We start from the raw sequence: 14,635 nt of genomic DNA on the forward strand, positions 1-14,635 counted from the left end.
GCCCCGACCGAATTTCGTTCGGGGCCTGTGTCGTTCGAAATCAGAGCGAGGCAAAGAGATCCACGGTGTTGCCGTCGGGATCGAGAAGAACGGCGTAACGCTGGCCCCACACCGCGTCGAAGGGTGCCTTGTGCCCGGGGAAGTCGGCTGTGATGCGCTGATACGCCTCGTCGACGGCCGCGGGTGTCCCGAAATCGAAGGCCAAAGCCACGGGGTGTCGACCTTCCCCGACCGCGAAGTCAGGATCGAAGCTCGCAATGGTGGACAGCGCGTCCCAGGCCAGCCGAAGGCCACCGTCGAAAGTGAACTCCACATGCGGAGCGTCAGCGGGTGTTTCCGGAATGTCGAGCCCGAGCGTTCGGTAGAACGCGAGGGAACGAGCGAGATCGTTGGTGACGATTCCGACGAGATCGAGTCTCGGAGAGACGGACACGGTATTTCTCCTGTTTCGGGTCGAGAAGTGATCGGCGAGTGTGTGACGATGATCTGATGACCGGCACTGACACCCTCGCTCTCGACGGTAGTCGGACGATGGCGTCGAGTCTTGAACAAAACGGCCACACCTATGTCGAAACTCGGATCACCGATTCGGCCGGCCTCTTCAGTTGCACGTGGAAAAGCACTACCGAAGCCCATACGCCAACGGAAGCAAAACGAATTCTTCCCGATCTCTGCGCAGACTTCATCGTCGACAGCACCGGAAAGTCGTGGCTCGTCGGACCTGCCACCAGTGCCGATCTGGTTTCGGTCGCCGCCGGGACAACCATGTGGGGCATCCGGATCAATCCACCGGCTCTGCGGAGCCTGCTCGGCGCAGCGGCCGACGCGGTGCAGGATTCGAAGATCGCCTTCGACGACATCCTCACTTCCAGACAGGCGCGGGTGCTTGCCGACGCACTCCGTCACGAAGCAGTCGACGCTCGCCTACTGGGCGAGCTGTGGCGGGGACTGGAACCCGACCACGGAATCGAGCGTGGTTACTCCGCGCTCATCTCCTCCCCTTCGACTCCGATACGAGAGATCTCCGCAGACCTCGGTGTTTCCGAACGTCATTTTCGACGCTCGATCACGTCGTCGATCGGGCTGTCCCCCAAAATGATTCAGAAAGTGCAACGTATCCAGGACCTGTTGACCCTCAGCCGCGATGCTGATCTCACGCTGTCGTCGCTGGCGGGTCGCGCCGGCTACGCCGACCAAGCCCACCTCGCGCGCGATACGCGAGCGCTGACAGGCCTGACACCGACTCAGCTACTGCGCGAGCACCGATAACGATGAGCGAAGACCTGTTCTCCGCCCTCGATCACCTGGCTGCCACGTCAACTGTCGTGATCGATCGCCCCCGAGGGTCGGCACACCCGCGTTACCCCGCTGCGATTTACCCGCTCGATTACGGCTATCTCGACGGGACCGTCAGCGCGGACGGCGACGGGATCGATCTGTTCCGAGGCTCTGCCGTCGGCAACGGCGTTGTTGCCATGGCCGTTATTGCCGACATCGACAAGAAGGACGTGGAAGTCAAGATCCTTCTCGACTGCACTGCCGATGAAATCGGCACTGCTGCAGCATTTCTCCGCGACACTTTAGGCCTCGGCGCCACTGTCTTGCGGCGCGAAGTCAGCTGAGTTCGTCGAATCGCGGAACAAGATGCTCCGCAACCCACTTAGCTTCCTCGATCAGAGGCCAACCTGCCAGGATCAGTGCAGTCAAACCGGTTCGGCTGCGAAGCGTGCGCACCGAGTCCGTGATCGAATCCGGATCGCCGACGTAGTACACCGCCGATGACCCGGTGCCGAAGATGTCGAGGGGTGACCACGCTGTGATACCCGCGTACAACCCGTCACCGACGTACAACTCCTCTGGTTCAGGAAGTCGGCCGGAGGCAATCTTGTCCGCCCAACCCTGCCGCTGTGCGTCGCGGGCGGTGAAAGTTTTGAGGTCCTGCTTCCCCTGAGTACGACGACGCACTGCATTGTCCAGGACATGAGCGATCTGCTCGACGCCCGTCTTCTCGAACAACGAACGGAAACGGTCGTGCGCCTGCGCTTTGGTGGGGCGAACGATCACACCGGTCAGCGCACCGAAATCGGTGAACTCACGTCCGGCTGCCTCCGCTGCCGCCCGTGCGGCAGAGAATTTGTCTTCGATGAACGACGTCTCCCGCAGCATCGCCAAGTAGGTATCGAGAACCTTGCCTGAATTCGCCAGGCCTGCAGGCGAATCACCGGTGCCCCACAGCGGAACCTGATGCCCCGTGGGCGCATCGATACGCAGTGGTGTGTTGGGAAAGTTCGACTCGGTCCCTTCGGAGTAGATGCGGCGGAAGTCTGCCCAGTACTGCTCCCCCAACTCGTAACGCTCGTCGTGAGGCACGTTCATGTCGTACTTGGTCAGGATGTTCTCGCGTCCGTTGACCGAGTTGATCAACAGTCGGCCACCACTGAAGGCGTCGAAGGTCAACGCCTTCTCTGCCAGCAGTCTCGCCGGCGTCATGTTCGCGTAGACGGCGACGAGGAACTTCATGCGCGTAGTGTGCGCTGCAGCCCAGGTCGCCGAGATGAACGGATCGTTCGGCCAGGTGGCAACAAGAGCACCTTCGAATCCGCCGTCGTCGATCGTCTTCGCGAGCTCGATCTGCCTGGCCCCGTCCACGGGGAACAGTCCGCCGGGGCTCCACGGGTAGTCCCCGTCGGCCTGGGTGAGATACCAGAATGTCTTGACGCCCATCAGTTCTGCACTCCAGCCGGCAGGTCGAACGATTCGATTCGGGCACGCGAGCGGATGGTGTCTGCATTCACGTTGTAGAGCGCGTCGAGGTACGCGACCGCGAAAGAACCGGGGCCCGAGGCATTTTCCTCGGCGATCTCCGACGCCACGGCAACATGCGTGTGCGCGGCAACCAATCCGTCCAGCGCGGTCGGCGTCACGGCGAGGTAGGCCGCAACAAGGCCGCCCAGAGAGCAACCGGTACTGGTCACGCGCGGCAACAGTGCGCTGCCACCGGAAACTCGGACACCCCGAACGTCGCCGCCACTATCGCGGGCCACGATGTAGTCGACCGGGCCTGATGCCGACACCGCGTCCGCATGCTTCAGGAGTGCCAGAGCGGCGGGCACTGCGTCGGCGGAGTCGGACGCACTGTCGACGCCACGGGTGTCACCGCCGAGTCCCGCCAGCGCGATGATCTCCGACGCGTTCCCTCGGATCGCGCTGGGGTGAAAGCGCAGCAAGTCCACAGCGATACCGCTCCTCCAGGGCAGTCCGCCTACACCGACCGGATCCAAAACCCATGGCGTACCGGCAGTTCGGGCCGCTTCAGCGGCTACCAGGAAGGCTTCGGCCGTTCCGTCGTCCGGCGTTCCGAGGTTGACGAGTACTCCCCCGGCGATGGCAGCGAACCCACCCGCCTCGTGAACATTGTCGATGTGAGCGTTGCTTGCGCCGGCAGCGAGCAGAACATTGGTCAAGAAATTCGCCGAAACGATGTTGGTCAGCGACTGGACGAGCGGCACCTGGTCGCGGAGTGCGTCGATCGCAGAGGCGACGGTTTCGACAGAGACAGTGTCAGACATAAGATTTCCTTCAAAGCGGATGGTGTTATCGGGACTGCGACGATTCAGGATCGCTGACATCGATCGTCCTGAATCGCACCTTCGGACTCACCGCCGACAACCATCGGCAATGCCGGAACTGCAGTCCATTCCTCCAACGAACCGTCGTACACTTTGACGTCCCCGTAGCCGCTTCGGATCAGCGCAAGCGCCGTCAAGCACGCCGAAACGCCACCGCCGCAATAGATCACGACAGGTTCGGCGACTGCAGGCACAACGTCGGCAGATCTCGACAGAAGATCGTCCACCGGAAGCATCCTGGCGTCGGCGTCGAGAAGACTCTTCGCGGACAGATTCACACTCGACGGGATATGCCCGCGTCGCGAATATCGCGTCTTCTCCGTTCCCTCGTACTGCTCAGACGAGAGAGCGCACACCAGCGTCCCGGCTACTTCTCCCGAGGACAGTGAGGCAACGCGCGGTAGATCGACCCATAGGCCGAGGTCCGTCACGCTCCAACGCGCCGAAGCCGACGTGTGGGTTACGTCGTCGCCGCTCGCGAGAGCGAAGCCGCGTCGAGTCCATTCGACGAGGCCACCGTCGAGGACTCTCGCTTCGATGCCGGCATTGCGAAACACCCACCAGAGCCGTGACGCCCAGGTGGTCGAACCCTGGTCGTAGATCACGATTGTCGCGCCAGGCTCGATACCACTGGATTGGAGATCGGAAACCAACTGCTCCGTTGACGGGTGTGTGAAATGCAGCGCCGCTTCCCTTTCGGAGAAGACGTCCATGAGGTCGATGTGCCGAGAACCCGGGATGTGCGAGGAGACCCAGCCGTCGTACCCGGATTCCGGGCGGTAGTCACCGTCGAATCGCGCGGGAGGAAAATGAACCGTCGCGTCGAGCACAGCGACGCCTCCCTCACGCAGCATCGCGTCGAGTTCAGCGGCACTCACCAGCGGCGACGCGGTCTCTCCAGCCACTTCGGACCCTCTCCCTCGGAAACGAACAACCACGAACCTAAATGAGTACTAGCGTATACGCAAGTACTCACTCGTAGTCGATGGCATAATCGAACGCGTTCTACTTGAACGCACAGGAATGGGGACACATGGAACTCGACGCCGATACGAGCACCACCGATCTGCTGGTGCCGGAGGCTGCGCTGGGCCGGTCCGATCAGACTTCGCGGCAGTACCTGCGCCTGCGGGCCGACATCCTGGCCGGCAAGTTTCCCCAGGGCGCTCCGCTGCACGAGACTCAATTGTGCGAATCGTACGGCGCATCGCGTACCCCGATCCGGGAAGCACTCAACTGGCTCGCGCACGACGGTCTACTCGAGCGAGCCGCCCGCGGGTTTCGCGTCCGCTCCGGCACTCCCGAGGACGTCATCGAAATCTACGCAGCGCGGGTAGCCCTCGAATCGGAAGCTGCCGGCGCTGCCGCACTCCGCCACAGCGATCTCGACCTTGCCCGACTGGACGGATTGCACGAGTTCTGCTGCACTGCAACAGAAGGAACCGAAGTTCGTTCCGGGAACTTCAAGTTTCACGAGGCCCTGTGGCAAGCCGCCCACAATTCCACCATCACCTCACTGCTGATCCGCCTCACCACCCAATTGCGAATCTACGACAGCGGCCCGCCGTCGAACTACGGCGAACCGGACCTACTCAATTCGGAACATCACGAGATCTTGAACGCCATCCGCGCCAGGGACGAATCGTCCGCACGTGGCCACATGCGCAACCATCTCGAACGCAGCCGCGACCAGCGGATAAGGATGTTCGCCAGCCGCTGACTTCAGACAGCCGAGAGATGCACACCGCCGCTTACGCCGCCGTCAGTCAGGCGGGGAGCGGGCCGATCTCGACGTCGTACACGCTCTCGGCCGGGCTCGACATCACTCGGTCCGCCATCTCCTGTTTGAGCACTGTCAGCCGCGCTTCGTCTTCGGCTGTCCGGTCAGTCTTGCGGGAGAGAGTGATCAACTCGTCGACGACAAATCCCTCCCGAACAGTCAGCGTGGCGCTCGCGCCGCGATAGCCGACCCGAAAGACGTACAGTGCGAGCGTATTTCCTCGTTCAGGCCGGGCCAGGGAACTGTCGACGGTGTACCGCCCTTCGGTCACCGCGCGCGTGACCAACTCGAACGCGTCGCGCACTCCTGGTCCGCCGTGTGCAGTGGTGACGACCAACTCGCGACGCTCGACAGAGCCTTCCCCGCCGAGCACACCGAGTGCGCGCTCGAGGACTTTGTAGGCATGCGCCACCCCTCCCGGCGCCTGCGGCCCGTGATAGCGCAGAGCATCCTCGTACGTGAAGTCGAGCGTCGTACCGTGATCGGTCACGATCAGCGAGTCGGTCATGATGGGCGTCCTTGCCGGTCAGTGCTGGCGGTCGATCGGATTGTTGCGCGAGACAATGAGCGGATCGACCGGCGTGAAAGGAAATTCCGGCAGATCGCGTTCCGGAACACCGAACGAGGCCGAGAGAACGCCGCGCGAGAACGCGGAAGCCGTTGCACGGTAGCCTATGTCGCCCGGCGTCGGCTGGTCGAAGAAGATGAGGAAGTTGATGTCCTCGTCACCTAGAACCTCGATGTGATGGGGATAGGCACGCGGAACGAAATACACCTGACCCGGCTCGAGTAGATAGGTGTCGAGCGACCCGTCCGGATCGAGAACCGTCATCCGCCCGTGACCACGATGCACGTATCCCATTTCAGCAGTGACGGGATGCCAGTGTGGCTCACGCATCCCACTCTCGCGAATAGTCAACGAGTACATCGAAAGATCCTCCAGCGCCGCCCAATACTGCTTGCGCGCCACCTTCGCCTGTCCGTACGGATAAGCGAGAGGGGCGATCTGGCCTTCGAGGTCGAAGAGATGCGCGTTGGGAAAGCCGGCGGTGTCGGGAACGACGGCGGCGCCGTCCCGCCGCACTATCTGGGACGCATCGGCCCTACCGAAGACGTCAAAGGCCGACGCGGCGAGGTCGTAGGTATTGCCGAGCACCGCGTTCGACATTGCGCTTACGCTGCTCTGCAATGAAAAGTGCTGCGGGAGAGAAGTTCGCAAGGCAGCAATGATCTCCGCTTCCCCCTCTCCGACATTCTCGATGTGATAAATCGCGCCGGATTCGACGTGATACATCTGCCCCGTTAGCACCACGAAACTGGCGAACTCGTCGGCATTGCCCAGCAACGAGACGAGCACGGTTCCGCGGGTGACGTAAGCGATCTGGTTCGCGTTGACGTTCCATTGTGGTTCGCGGATCGCGCCGGGGCCGAGAACAATTCGTTTGATCGACAGACCGGACAGGATGGGCAACGAACTCGAGTCGAGCTGCGAGATCGATCCGAGTTCGTTTTCGAAAACGCTGGGACCATCGCGCAACGACGCAACGTGTGTAGACATGGCCTTGGATCCTTTTCGACTCTGGTCCTTCCGCCTCGCTGACGTCAGTCCTCGATGAACGCGAGAATGTCCTGGTCGAGTGTCTCTTGATATGAGCCGTAGATGCCGTGCGGTGCGCCGGGATACACCTTGAGCGTGCCCTTCTTCACCAACTTGATCGCCTTCTCCGCCGCCGCGCCGATCGGCACGATCTGATCGTCGTCTCCCTGAGCGATGAGGAACGGAACGTCGATGGCTTCGAGATCGGAAGTCTGGTCTGTCTCGGAGAATGCCTTGACGCAGTCGTAGGCCGCGGCGAGGTTGACCAACATCCCCTGCCTCCAGAAGTCGTCCTTCGCGCCTTGCGAGACGTCGGCCCCTTCGCGGTTCGCACCGTAGAAGCTCTCGCTGAGATCCTTGTAGAACTGCGATCGGTCTCGCAGAACTCCCTCGCGAATGCCGTCGAACACCTCGATCGGTGTGCCTTCGGGGTTGCCGTCCGACTTGACCATGATCGGCGGAACGGCGCCGGCGGTGATCACCTTGGCCACGCGCCCTTTGCCGTGCTGCGCCGCATAACGGACCACTTCCCCGCCGCCGGTCGAATGGCCCACCAGGATCAGGTCTTTCAGGTCGAGTGTGTCGATCAGCTCAGCCAGGTCCTTGGCATATGTATCCATGTCGTTGCCGGTGTACGTCTTCGACGAGCGACCGTGTCCTCGACGATCGTGCGCGACAGTCCGGTATCCGGCGTCGGCGAACAGCTTCATCTCGACCTGCCACGCGTCGGAACTCAGCGGCCACCCGTGGCTCAGGACGATCGGCCGGCCGGTGCCGTGCTCGGTGTAGTAGATCTCGGTTCCGTCGGAGGTGGTGATGTAGGGCATGTTCTGCTCTTCTCTGTCGAGTCGTGGAGTGAGGTCCGGACACGGTGCCCGGTACCCGCACTCTGCGAGTGCCCACTACGGGGGCAGTCGACTCATCGATCGACAGAAATCTGCGGAGGCAGAAGACTGCGGCCCGGCACCACGAAGCGTGGTGCCGGGCCGGACCCTTATGCCAGAGGGAACGATCAGTAATCGTCCTCCGTGTAGACGATCATGCCGCGCAGGTTCTTTCCCTCGAGCATGTCTGCGTAGCCCTCGTTGATCTCCTCGAGCTTGTAGGTCTTGGTCACCAACTCGTCGAGTTTGAGTGCGCCGCTTCGGTAGTGATCGAGCAACTTGGGAATCTGAGACCGTGGTCCTACCCCGCCGAAGATGGCTCCCTGCAAACGCTTCTGCAGAAGGGTCAGCTCGAAGAGGCTGAGCGTCACCTGCGAATCCGCGTAATGCCCCATTCCGACGACCACAACCTGACCACCCTTACCCGTCGCACTGAGCGCGGGCTGAATGATGTCGCCGTGGATTTCTCCCACGGTGATCACGGTGACGTCGGCCATCTTGCCCCAGGTGATCTCACCGATCACCGGTAACGCTTCCTCGAGTGAGGCAAACGTGTGTGTGGCGCCGAATTCCTTTGCCTTGTCGCGCTTGAATTCGACGGGATCGATCGCGATCACAAAGCGCGCTCCAGCGGACGCCGCGCCCTGCACCGAGTTGATTCCGACGCCGCCGACGCCGACGACCACAACCGTGTCACCGACCTTGGCTCCGCCGATCGCGGTGGCCGATCCCCAACCGGTGGCAACACCGCAGCCGAGCAAGGCCGCCTTGTCGAGCGGGATGTCCTTCTCGATCTTGATCACGGACGCCTCGTTGACGGTCACGTACGGCGAAAAGGTTCCGAGCAGGCACATCTGGATGACCGGTTCGTCGTTGAGCGTTACGCGATAGGTCTTGTCGGAGATCGCCTGCCCGGTCAGCAGGCCGGCTCCCTCGTCGCAGATGTTCTGCAGACCTTTCGCACAGGACGGACAACGTCCGCACGCGGGGATGAAGGCGAGAACCACGTGGTCGCCTTCTTCGACGCTCGTGACGCCCGGGCCGACCTTCGTCACCACTCCGGCACCTTCGTGCCCGCCGAGGGCCGGGAAGAAGGGCAGCGGGCTGGCACCCGTACGCAAATGTTCGTCCGAATGGCACAGTCCCGATGCGGCGAGTCGGACCTGCACCTCACCCGAGACCGGGTCCCCCAGCTCGACCTCTTCGATCTCCCACGCCTGACCTGGCGCCTTGACTACCGCTGCCTTGACCTTCACCTGCACTCCTCGAAAATCTTCGTGATGCACGGACGACGAAAGAACGCGCCGGCATTTGTGTCGCCGATCACACTCCAAGTATGAGTGTGCCTGAAGTAGCCCGAGAATACCGCCGGTCCGCGCGCCTTTTTGGTAGCCGCCTCTACCGGAAAGGCACACGGCTAATATGGACACAGTGGCCAAGGGAACTCGCAAGACCAGAACTCGCAGCAGTACTCCCGAGCGAGGCGAGTCCGGCCCGGTCGCCGGCACTTTCCCCATCGATACCGGGACGTGCGAACTAGTCCGCGATCAATACTCCGACGACAGCTGGATCATCCAGATCAACGGAGTGCCCAGTTCCCACGTGAACGTCGCAGATCCGACGGTGCTCGATTTCGAGTACATGCGGTGGATCGCGCATCTGGTCGATTCCGAACGTGACAAGGCCGAGCGCCTTCGGGTTCTGCACCTCGGCGGCGGAGCCTGCTCCATGGCCAGGTACTTCGCCGCCACCTACCCCGACGCGCGTCAGGTGGTTGTCGAAATCGACGGCGCCCTGGCCGAACTCGTGCGCGATTGGTTCGACCTTCCGCGCGCACCACTGCTGCGCATCCGCGTCGGCGAGGCCCGCGCCGTCACCGAAACTCTCACCGAGTCCACCCGGGACATCGTGATTCGGGATGTCTTCGCCGGCAGCACAACTCCGACACCACTGACGACGGCGCAATTCACCACCCACGTACGACGCGTACTCGCACCGGGCGGCATCTACATCGTCAACTGCGGCGACACCCCGGATCTCCAGGGCGCACGCAGTGAGGCCGCGACCATCGGCGCCCAATTCGAACACATGGCGATCATCGCCGATCCCGCAATGCTCAAGGGCCGCCGCTACGGCAACATGATCATCGCCGGCAGCGACGTACCGATCGGCGGGCAACCGTCGCTCGCGCGCGAACTACTCGGCGGCGGAGTGCCCGCCCACGTCTGGCAGGACGCCGAAGTCCGCAAGTTCGCCGCGAACGCGCCGGTTCGACAGGACTGACCGACGGCACTACTCGCCGCCGAACACCCTCTCCACCACAGCCTTTGCCCGTCGTGTGATGCGCAGGTAGTTGTCGAGGAACTCCCCTGCGTCGTCGCCGTATCCGGCGACCTGCGCCACCGCCGCGAGGACACGGCCAGGGCCGGGAAGCTGGTCTGTCGGCTTGCCCCGCACCAGAACGAGGCAGTTGCGTGCCTTCGTCGCGGTGATCCAGGCGTCACGCAGCAGTTCGACGTCACCTTCGCTGAGCAGTTCCGCGGCCCCGATAGCGTCGAGAGTTTCCAGCGTCGACGTGTTGTGCAACGACTCGATCTTGTCGGCGTGGCGCAGCTGCAGCAGTTGCACAGTCCACTCGATGTCAGCCAGGCCGCCGCGACCCAGTTTGGTGTGCGTGGCCGGATCGGCTCCGCGCGGGAGCCTTTCGGAATCGACGCGCGCCTTGATGCGCCGGATCTCGCGCACCGCCGCGTCACTGACGCCGCCTTCGGGGTAGCGGGTCTTGTCGATCATGTGCAGGAACCGCAGTCCCAGTTCAGGGTCACCGGCAACCGGATGCGCACGTAGGAGCGCTTGGATCTCCCACGCCTGAGCCCACTTCGCGTAGTACGCGTCGTAGGACTCGAGAGTGCGCACCATCGGTCCGTTACGACCTTCCGGGCGCAGTCCGGTGTCGACTTCGAGCGGCGGATCAGTACTCGGAGCACCGAGAAGCTTGCGCACCTTGTCGGCAATGCTGTTGGCCCACTTGACCGCAACGGTCTCGTCGACGCCCTCACGGGGTTCGCACACGAACAGCACGTCGGCATCAGATCCATAGCCGAGTTCGCCGCCGCCGAGTCGACCCATGCCGATGACGGAGAAGCTGGCCGGCGCCTCGGTTCCGAGTTCGGTGACGCTGGCCTTGATCACCGCGGAGAGCGACGCGTTGAGCACCGCAGCCCACACCGAGGACAGCGCCTTGCAGACGGCGGGCACATCGAGCATGCCGAGGATGTCGGCCGAAGCGATGCGTGCAAGTTCGTGTCGCCGCAGCGAGCGGGCCGCGGCCACAGCACGATTGGGATCACTGTGTCGGCCGGAGGCGGTGAGGATTCCGCGAGCGACGTCTTCGGGCTTCGGCTCGACCAGGCGCGGACCACTCGGTGAATCCGCGAACAAACGGATCACGTCGGGTGCCTTGATGAGCAGATCAGGTAGATACGCCGACGAGCCCAGTACGGTCATCAGACGCTCGGCGACTGCAGCCTCGTCGCGGAGCAGGCGCAGGAACCAGGTCTGGTCGACGAGCGCGTCCGAGAGCCTACGGTATGCAAGCAGACCTGCATCGGGATCCGGTGTGTCAGCGAGTGATTCGAGCAGAGTCGGCAGTAGAAGCGCTTGAATCCGACCCTTACGTGAAGCGCCACTCGTCAGTGCTGTCAGATGTCCGAGTGCATGCTCGGGTGCCGTGTAACCCAGAGCTGCCAACTGCCGAACCGCCGCTTCGGGTCCCAGGACCAGTGCTTCCTTGTCCATCCGCGCCACCGATTCGAGAAGCGGGCGGTAGAACAGTTTGGCGTGCAGGCGGCGAATACGATGTGAATTCCGCTTGATCTCGGCGCGCAGGACTCCGAGGGAATCCAGACGCCCGTCGGGCCGCATGTGCGCGGCGCGGGCCAGCCAACGCAGCGCTTCCTCGTCGTCCGGCGGCGGCAGGGTGTGCGTGCGCTTGAGCTTCTGCAACTGCAGACGGTGCTCGAGAAGGCGCAGGAATTCGTACGACGCGGTCAGGTTGGCGGCGTCGTCGCGGCCGACGTATCCACCCGCCGCCAATGCGGTCAGTGCATCGACCGTACTCTGGACGTGCAACGAACGGTCGGCCCGGCCGTGCACCAATTGCAGGAGCTGGACGGCGAATTCGACGTCGCGCAAACTTCCGCGGCCGAGTTTGAGTTCACGCTCACGCAGTTCGGGCGGAACCATTTCCTCGACGCGTCGACGCATGGCCTGAACTTCGGGAACGAAGTCCTCGCGCTCGGAGGCGATCCACACCATCGGGCTCATCGCCTCGGAGTACTGGCGACCGAGCTCCATGTCGCCGGTCATCGGACGAGCCTTGAGCAGTGCCTGGAACTCCCAGGTCTTGGCCCAGCGCTTGTAGTACGTGATGTGGGATTCGAGGGAGCGAACCAACTCTCCGCGCTTGCCTTCGGGACGCAGCGCAGCGTCGACCTCGAAGAAAGCGGAAGTACCGATGCGCATCATCTCACCGGCGACGCGGCTGGCCGTCGCATCGGCAGGTTCGGCGACGAACACGACGTCGACGTCGGAGACGTAGTTCAGCTCGCGCGCACCACATTTGCCCATGGCGATCACGGCGAGCCGGATCGGACAGCTGCCCTCGGGGCACACCGTTGCGATAGCCACCGCCAGTGCGGCGGTCAGGGCAGCGTCCGCGAGATCGGAAAGCTGGTGACCCACAGTCTGATACGGCACTACGGGCTCGTTCTCGACGGTCGCCGCAAGATCAGCCGCAGCCAGCAGCATCAACTGGTCCTTGTAGCTCTTACGCAGAGCAACAACAGCTTCCGGCCCGGTCAGGGTGGCGCGGTAGGTCAGTGAGCCTTCGGTAGCGCCCTCGTCGAGGGTGGCGCCCACGGCTTCGAGCAAAGCAGCGGTGGCCTCGTCCTTGGTCGGCAGAGAGGTGCCGTCGAGCAGTTTCCAGCCGATCGGATCCGCGGCCAGATGATCGCCGAAGGCCGAAGACGCACCCACCAGTGCGAACAACCGGCCCCGCAAGCTTTTGTCCTTGCGCAATGCCTGATCGAGCTCGCGCCACCCGTCGTCGAGCCCGTCCTTGATCCGGACAAGGGTGCGCAGAGCGAGGTCGGCATTCGCGGCACGCGAAAGCGACCACAAGAGTTCGATACTCTCGGCGTCGACCCAACCGAGCTGACGCAACTCGTCGGCAGCGGTGGGCTCGACCAGCCCGAGTCGACCCGGTCCTGGGACTGCTGATCTCGCAGCGGGCGGTTTCACCGTCACAGACCGAGGTAGGTCTTGAGCTCGAACGGCGTCACGTGGCTGCGGTATTCCTCCCACTCACGACGCTTGTTGCGCAGGAAGAAATCGAAGACGTGTTCGCCGAGTGCTTCGGCCACCAGCTCCGACTTCTCCATCTCGCGCAGAGCGCTGTCCAAGTTGCTCGGCAGTTCCTTGTAGCCCATGGCGCGACGCTCGGCGGAGGTCAACGACCACACGTCGTCTTCTGCCTCGGGCGGCAAGGTGTAGCCCTTCTCGATGCCTCGAAGACCGGCAGCAAGCAGGACCGCGAAAGTCAGGTACGGGTTGCAAGCCGAGTCTGGGCTTCGGATCTCGACGCGACGTGACGACGCCTTGTTGGGCGTGTACATCGGAACGCGGATGAGAGCCGATCGGTTGGACGGGCCCCACGACGCAGCTGTGGGTGCCTCTCCCCCATGGACGAGTCGCTTGTACGAGTTGACCCACTGGTTCGTGACCGCACTGATCTCGTTGGCGTGCTCGAGGATGCCGGCGATGAACGCTTTGCCGGTCTCGGAGAGCTGCATCGGATCGTCCGGATTGTGGAAGGCGTTGGTGTCGCCCTCGAACAGGCTCATGTGGGTGTGCATCGCGGAGCCGGCCTGATCACTGAACGGCTTGGGCATGAAGCTCGCCCGGACGCCTTCACCGATCGCGACCTCCTTCACGACGTACCGGAACGTCATGACGTTGTCGGCCATCGAGAGTGCGTCGGCGTAGCGCAGATCGATCTCCTGCTGACCCGGCGCGGCCTCGTGGTGACTGAACTCGACCGAGATGCCCATCGACTCGAGTGCGTCGATGGCGTGGCGGCGGAAGTTCGGAGCCGAATCGTGCACTGCCTGGTCGAAGTATCCGCCCGAGTCGGCCGGGATCGGCGGAGTGCCGTCGATCGGACCGTTCTCCAGAAGGAAGAACTCGATTTCCGGGTGGACGTAGCAGCTGAAGCCCAAGTCGCTGGCCTTGCTCAACTGGCGACGCAGGACGTGGCGCGGATCGGCCCACGACGGCGAACCGTCGGGCATCGTGATGTCACAGAACATGCGCGCGGAATGCTGCGCACCGTCCTTGTGGGCCCACGGCAGGATCTGGAATGTCGAGGCGTCGGGCCGAGCGACGGTGTCGGCTTCGGAGACTCGTGAGAATCCCTCGATGGCGGAACCGTCGAATCCGATTCCCTCCTCGAAGGCGCCTTCGAGTTCGGCGGGGGCGATCGCCACCGATTTGAGGTACCCGAGAACGTCGGTGAACCACAAGCGGACAAACCGAATGTCGCGCTCTTCCAGGGTACGAAGCACGAATTCTTTTTGGCGATCCATGCACGCGAGACTAAGCAAGCCACGTTAAATCTGTGTTACATCAGTGGTCCCGGTTAACAGAGTGATTGGTCACCATCGAATAGGCGCAGCGTACGGCGCCG

At 63.0% G+C, this 14,635-nt stretch carries 14 protein-coding genes; 4 read left to right on the forward strand and 10 right to left on the reverse strand.

Annotation, left to right across the window (positions count from 1 at the left end; all coding sequences use genetic code 11):
• Positions 1 to 40: 40 nt before the first annotated feature.
• Positions 41 to 433, reverse strand: coding sequence for a VOC family protein (locus ABWI03_RS18440; RefSeq protein WP_124569305.1), 393 nt, complete (start codon positions 431 to 433; stop codon positions 41 to 43).
• Positions 434 to 489: 56 nt separating this feature from the next.
• On the opposite strand from ABWI03_RS18440, the gene ABWI03_RS18445 reads away from it, so the two are divergent.
• Together ABWI03_RS18445 and ABWI03_RS18450 are read left to right on the forward strand one after the other, a co-directional pair.
• Complete coding sequence (locus ABWI03_RS18445) at positions 490 to 1,269, forward strand: helix-turn-helix domain-containing protein (protein WP_298773351.1); 780 nt, start codon at positions 490 to 492, stop codon at positions 1,267 to 1,269.
• Between the two features lie 2 nt (positions 1,270 to 1,271).
• Positions 1,272 to 1,622: an inorganic pyrophosphatase gene (locus tag ABWI03_RS18450; RefSeq protein WP_214887851.1), complete on the forward strand. Its 351-nt coding sequence runs from the start codon at positions 1,272 to 1,274 to the stop codon at positions 1,620 to 1,622.
• Here ABWI03_RS18450 and ABWI03_RS18455 read toward each other — a convergent pair.
• From ABWI03_RS18455 to ABWI03_RS18465, 3 genes are read right to left on the reverse strand one after another with little or no spacing between them, the layout of a single operon-like run.
• Entirely contained in the window at positions 1,615 to 2,724 is a 1,110-nt protein-coding gene (locus ABWI03_RS18455; protein ID WP_124569303.1) for an LLM class flavin-dependent oxidoreductase, read from the reverse strand. The genes ABWI03_RS18450 and ABWI03_RS18455 overlap by 8 nt on opposite strands.
• Positions 2,724 to 3,569, reverse strand: coding sequence for a hydroxyethylthiazole kinase (gene thiM / locus ABWI03_RS18460; RefSeq protein ID WP_298773353.1), 846 nt, complete (start codon positions 3,567 to 3,569; stop codon positions 2,724 to 2,726). The genes ABWI03_RS18455 and thiM overlap by 1 nt, the downstream gene beginning before the upstream one ends.
• 44 nt (positions 3,570 to 3,613) lie before the next feature.
• The gene (locus ABWI03_RS18465) at positions 3,614 to 4,534 is read right to left on the reverse strand and encodes a sulfurtransferase (RefSeq protein WP_296555560.1); all 921 of its coding nucleotides are present in this window, start codon (positions 4,532 to 4,534) and stop codon (positions 3,614 to 3,616) included.
• 128 nt (positions 4,535 to 4,662) lie between these two features.
• Here ABWI03_RS18465 and ABWI03_RS18470 point away from each other — a divergent pair, with 128 nt between their 5' ends.
• Positions 4,663 to 5,349: a GntR family transcriptional regulator gene (locus ABWI03_RS18470; protein WP_095969820.1), complete on the forward strand. Its 687-nt coding sequence runs from the start codon at positions 4,663 to 4,665 to the stop codon at positions 5,347 to 5,349.
• A 46-nt stretch (positions 5,350 to 5,395) separates the two neighbouring features.
• Here the strand turns inward: ABWI03_RS18470 and ABWI03_RS18475 are convergent, their stop codons facing one another.
• The 4 genes from ABWI03_RS18475 to ABWI03_RS18490 form a co-directional block, all read right to left on the reverse strand.
• Positions 5,396 to 5,917 (reverse strand): hypothetical protein, encoded by a 522-nt coding sequence (locus ABWI03_RS18475; protein WP_235169662.1) that lies wholly within the window; start codon positions 5,915 to 5,917, stop codon positions 5,396 to 5,398.
• 18 nt (positions 5,918 to 5,935) lie between these two features.
• Positions 5,936 to 6,967 (reverse strand): cupin domain-containing protein, encoded by a 1,032-nt coding sequence (locus ABWI03_RS18480; RefSeq protein WP_235169663.1) that lies wholly within the window; start codon positions 6,965 to 6,967, stop codon positions 5,936 to 5,938.
• A 44-nt stretch (positions 6,968 to 7,011) separates the two neighbouring features.
• The gene (locus ABWI03_RS18485; RefSeq protein WP_095969819.1) at positions 7,012 to 7,833 is read right to left on the reverse strand and encodes an alpha/beta fold hydrolase; all 822 of its coding nucleotides are present in this window, start codon (positions 7,831 to 7,833) and stop codon (positions 7,012 to 7,014) included.
• 185 nt (positions 7,834 to 8,018) lie between these two features.
• Positions 8,019 to 9,146 (reverse strand): NDMA-dependent alcohol dehydrogenase, encoded by a 1,128-nt coding sequence (locus tag ABWI03_RS18490; RefSeq protein WP_095969992.1) that lies wholly within the window; start codon positions 9,144 to 9,146, stop codon positions 8,019 to 8,021.
• 166 nt (positions 9,147 to 9,312) lie between these two features.
• Between ABWI03_RS18490 and ABWI03_RS18495 the strand changes: the two genes are divergently transcribed.
• A complete protein-coding gene (locus ABWI03_RS18495) occupies positions 9,313 to 10,173 on the forward strand; it encodes a spermidine synthase (protein WP_166810539.1) in 861 nt (286 codons plus the stop codon).
• Between the two features lie 9 nt (positions 10,174 to 10,182).
• Here the strand turns inward: ABWI03_RS18495 and ABWI03_RS18500 are convergent, their stop codons facing one another.
• Complete coding sequence (locus ABWI03_RS18500) at positions 10,183 to 13,197, reverse strand: bifunctional [glutamine synthetase] adenylyltransferase/[glutamine synthetase]-adenylyl-L-tyrosine phosphorylase (protein WP_298773357.1); 3,015 nt, start codon at positions 13,195 to 13,197, stop codon at positions 10,183 to 10,185.
• Positions 13,194 to 14,534 carry a glutamine synthetase family protein gene (locus ABWI03_RS18505; RefSeq protein ID WP_003941637.1) on the reverse strand — a complete coding sequence of 447 codons (1,341 nt, stop codon included), beginning with the start codon at positions 14,532 to 14,534 and terminating at the stop codon, positions 13,194 to 13,196. The genes ABWI03_RS18500 and ABWI03_RS18505 overlap by 4 nt, the downstream gene beginning before the upstream one ends.
• Positions 14,535 to 14,635 lie beyond the last annotated feature (101 nt).

Origin of the sequence: Rhodococcus baikonurensis (assembly GCF_040489275.1) — a bacterium.
GTDB classification, from domain to species: Bacteria; Actinomycetota; Actinomycetes; order Mycobacteriales; family Mycobacteriaceae; genus Rhodococcus_F; species Rhodococcus_F baikonurensis.

Excerpts from the sequence above, each read along its gene's own strand:
- ABWI03_RS18455 (WP_124569303.1), bottom strand. The coding sequence starts at position 2,724 with ATGGGCGTCAAGACATTCTGGTATCTCACCCAGGCCGACGGGGACTAC.
- ABWI03_RS18450 (WP_214887851.1), top strand. The coding sequence starts at position 1,272 with ATGAGCGAAGACCTGTTCTCCGCCCTCGATCACCTGGCTGCCACGTCA.
- ABWI03_RS18485 (WP_095969819.1), bottom strand. The coding sequence starts at position 7,833 with ATGCCCTACATCACCACCTCCGACGGAACCGAGATCTACTACACCGAG.
- ABWI03_RS18480 (WP_235169663.1), bottom strand. The coding sequence starts at position 6,967 with ATGTCTACACACGTTGCGTCGTTGCGCGATGGTCCCAGCGTTTTCGAA.
- ABWI03_RS18475 (WP_235169662.1), bottom strand. The coding sequence starts at position 5,917 with ATGACCGACTCGCTGATCGTGACCGATCACGGTACGACGCTCGACTTC.
- thiM (WP_298773353.1), bottom strand. The coding sequence starts at position 3,569 with ATGTCTGACACTGTCTCTGTCGAAACCGTCGCCTCTGCGATCGACGCA.
- ABWI03_RS18495 (WP_166810539.1), top strand. The coding sequence starts at position 9,313 with ATGGACACAGTGGCCAAGGGAACTCGCAAGACCAGAACTCGCAGCAGT.
- ABWI03_RS18470 (WP_095969820.1), top strand. The coding sequence starts at position 4,663 with ATGGAACTCGACGCCGATACGAGCACCACCGATCTGCTGGTGCCGGAG.
- ABWI03_RS18505 (WP_003941637.1), bottom strand. The coding sequence starts at position 14,534 with ATGGATCGCCAAAAAGAATTCGTGCTTCGTACCCTGGAAGAGCGCGAC.
- ABWI03_RS18445 (WP_298773351.1), top strand. The coding sequence starts at position 490 with ATGACCGGCACTGACACCCTCGCTCTCGACGGTAGTCGGACGATGGCG.